General features: G+C 53.9%; 1 tRNA gene and 2 rRNA genes (1 of these 3 running past the window's edge). All 3 read left to right on the plus strand.

Going from position 1 to position 2,874, the window contains the following annotated elements:
- Positions 1-2,523, plus strand: a 23S ribosomal RNA gene (locus tag AL01_RS09250); it begins 214 nt to the left of the window's first position.
- An 82-nt stretch (positions 2,524-2,605) separates the two neighbouring features.
- Positions 2,606-2,720, plus strand: a 5S ribosomal RNA gene (gene rrf / locus AL01_RS09255).
- A 39-nt stretch (positions 2,721-2,759) separates the two neighbouring features.
- Positions 2,760-2,836, plus strand: a tRNA-Met gene (locus AL01_RS09260).
- The last annotated feature ends 38 nt before the right edge of the window (positions 2,837-2,874 follow it).

Genomic DNA, 2,874 nt, shown 5'->3' on the forward strand with positions numbered 1-2,874 from the left:
CATCAACAGAGATTCTGCTAGTAGTGGCGAGCGAACGCGGAACAGGCCAGTGTCTTTAAGAGAACAAGCAGAACAGTCTGGAAAGTCTGACCATAGTGGGTGATAGTCCCTTATGCGTAATGTCTCTTAAAGGCCTTGAGTAGGGCGGGGCACGAGAAACCCTGTCTGAACATGGGAGGACCACCTTCCAAGCCTAAATACTCTCTGGTGACCGATAGCGAACCAGTACCGTGAGGGAAAGGTGAAAAGCACCCCGATAAGGGGAGTGAAAGAGACCTGAAACCAGGTGCCTACAAGCAGTCGGAGCCTCTTATGGGGTGACGGCGTACCTTTTGTATAATGGGTCAGCGAGTTTCTGTCCGTAGCAAGCTTAAGCCGATAGGTGTAGGCGTAGCGAAAGCGAGTCTGAATAGGGCGACTGAGTTACTGGTAGAAGACCCGAAACCGAGTGATCTAGCCATGGCCAGGCTGAAGGTGCGGTAACACGCACTGGAGGGCCGAACCCACGCCTGTTGAAAAAGTCGGGGATGAGCTGTGGCTAGGGGTGAAAGGCCAATCAAACTCGGAGATAGCTGGTTCTCCGCGAAATCTATTGAGGTAGATCGTCGTGTATTGCCCTCGGGGGTAGAGCACTGGATGGGCTAGGGGGGCCCAAAGCCTTACCACACCTAACCAAACTCCGAATACCGAGGAGTATGAGCACGGCAGACAGACAGTGGGTGCTAAGGTCCATTGTCGAGAGGGAAACAGCCCAGACCACCAGCTAAGGCCCCTAAATCGTGGCTAAGTGGGAAAGGATGTGGGGATTCCAAAACAACCAGGAGGTTGGCTTAGAAGCAGCCATCCTTTAAAGAAAGCGTAATAGCTCACTGGTCTAATAGAAACCCTGCGCCGAAAATGTAACGGGGCTCAAGCCACGTGCCGAAGCTGTGGGTGCATAGTTTACTATGCGCGGTAGCGGAGCGTTCTGTAAGCCTGCGAAGGAGACGGGGTGACCCTCTCTGGAGGTATCAGAAGTGCGAATGCTGACATGAGTAGCGACAAACAGTGCGAGAAACACTGTCGCCGAAAGTCCAAGGGTTCCTGCGCAAGGTTAATCCACGCAGGGTGAGCCGGCCCCTAAGGCGAGGGCGAAAGCCGTAGTCGATGGGAATTAGGTTAATAGTCCTAAGCCTGCTAGAAGTGACGAACGAGATATGTTGTCAGCTCTTAACGGATTGAGCTGGCTTTTGGACCGTTCCAGGAAATAGCTCTAGCATATAGACCGTACCCGAAACCGACACAGGTGGACTGGTAGAGAATACCAAGGCGCTTGAGAGAACGATGCTGAAGGAACTAGGCAAATTGCTCGTGTAACTTCGGAAGAAACGAGACCCGTTAGTGGGCAACCATTAGCGGGTGGCACAGACCAGGGGGTAGCGACTGTTTAGTAAAAACACAGGACTCTGCGAAATCGAAAGATGACGTATAGGGTCTGACGCCTGCCCGGTGCCGGAAGGTTAAGAGGAGATGTGCAAGCGTCGAATCGAAGCCCCGGTAAACGGCGGCCGTAACTATAACGGTCCTAAGGTAGCGAAATTCCTTGTCGGGTAAGTTCCGACCTGCACGAATGGCGTAACGACTTCCCCGCTGTCTCCAGCATCGGCTCAGCGAAATTGAACTCCCCGTGAAGATGCGGGGTACCCGCGGTCAGACGGAAAGACCCTATGAACCTTTACTGCAGCTTTACAGTGGTATCAGGAAAGTTTTGTGTAGGATAGGTGGGAGGCTTTGAAACCCGGGCGCCAGCTCAGGTGGAGCCATCCTTGAAATACCACCCTGAACTTTTCTGATATCTAACCGAGACCAGTTAGCCTGGTCCGGGACCCTGTATGGTGGGCAGTTTGACTGGGGCGGTCGCCTCCCAAAGAATAACGGAGGCGCGCGATGGTGGGCTCAGGCCGGTCGGAAACCGGCTGTCGAGTGCAATGGCATAAGCCCGCCTGACTGCGAGAGTGACAGCTCGAGCAGAGACGAAAGTCGGCCATAGTGATCCGGTGGTCCCGCGTGGATGGGCCATCGCTCAACGGATAAAAGGTACTCTAGGGATAACAGGCTGATCTCCCCCAAGAGTCCACATCGACGGGGAGGTTTGGCACCTCGATGTCGGCTCATCACATCCTGGGGCTGGAGCAGGTCCCAAGGGTTCGGCTGTTCGCCGATTAAAGTGGTACGTGAGCTGGGTTTAGAACGTCGTGAGACAGTTCGGTCCCTATCTGCCGTGGGTGTAAGAGACTTGAGAGGATTTGTCCCTAGTACGAGAGGACCGGGATGAACGAACCTCTGGTGCACCGGTTGTCGCGCCAGCGGCACAGCCGGGTAGCTAAGTTCGGAATGGATAACCGCTGAAAGCATCTAAGCGGGAAACCAGCCTCAAAACTAGGTCTCACAGGGCCGTCCAAGACCAGGACGTCGATAGGTCAGGTGTGAAAGCATGGTAACATGTGTAGCTAACTGATCCTAATCGCCCATATCTCTCACACACTAAAACACATGCACAGTAGTCAGTCACACTCATAAAACACCAACCAACACCCCCAAACACCTCACAGGGTGAGCGGGAAGACCTGGTGGCTATGGCGGAGGATCCAAACCCGATCCCATCCCGAACTCGGCCGTTAAAGCCTCCAGCGCCTATGATACTGCTTCTTAAGAAGCGGAAAAGTCGGTCGCCGCCAGGTCCCCTCGCTCACCCTCTCTCTTTATATACCACCCACTATCGCGGGGTGGAGCAGCCCGGTAGCTCGTCAGGCTCATAACCTGAAGGTCGTAGGTTCAAATCCTACCCCCGCATCCAATTATATACCCCACACAATCTAAAATAATCCGATAAAA

This window comes from Bombella intestini (genome assembly GCF_002003665.1).
Taxonomy (GTDB): domain Bacteria; phylum Pseudomonadota; class Alphaproteobacteria; order Acetobacterales; family Acetobacteraceae; genus Bombella; species Bombella intestini.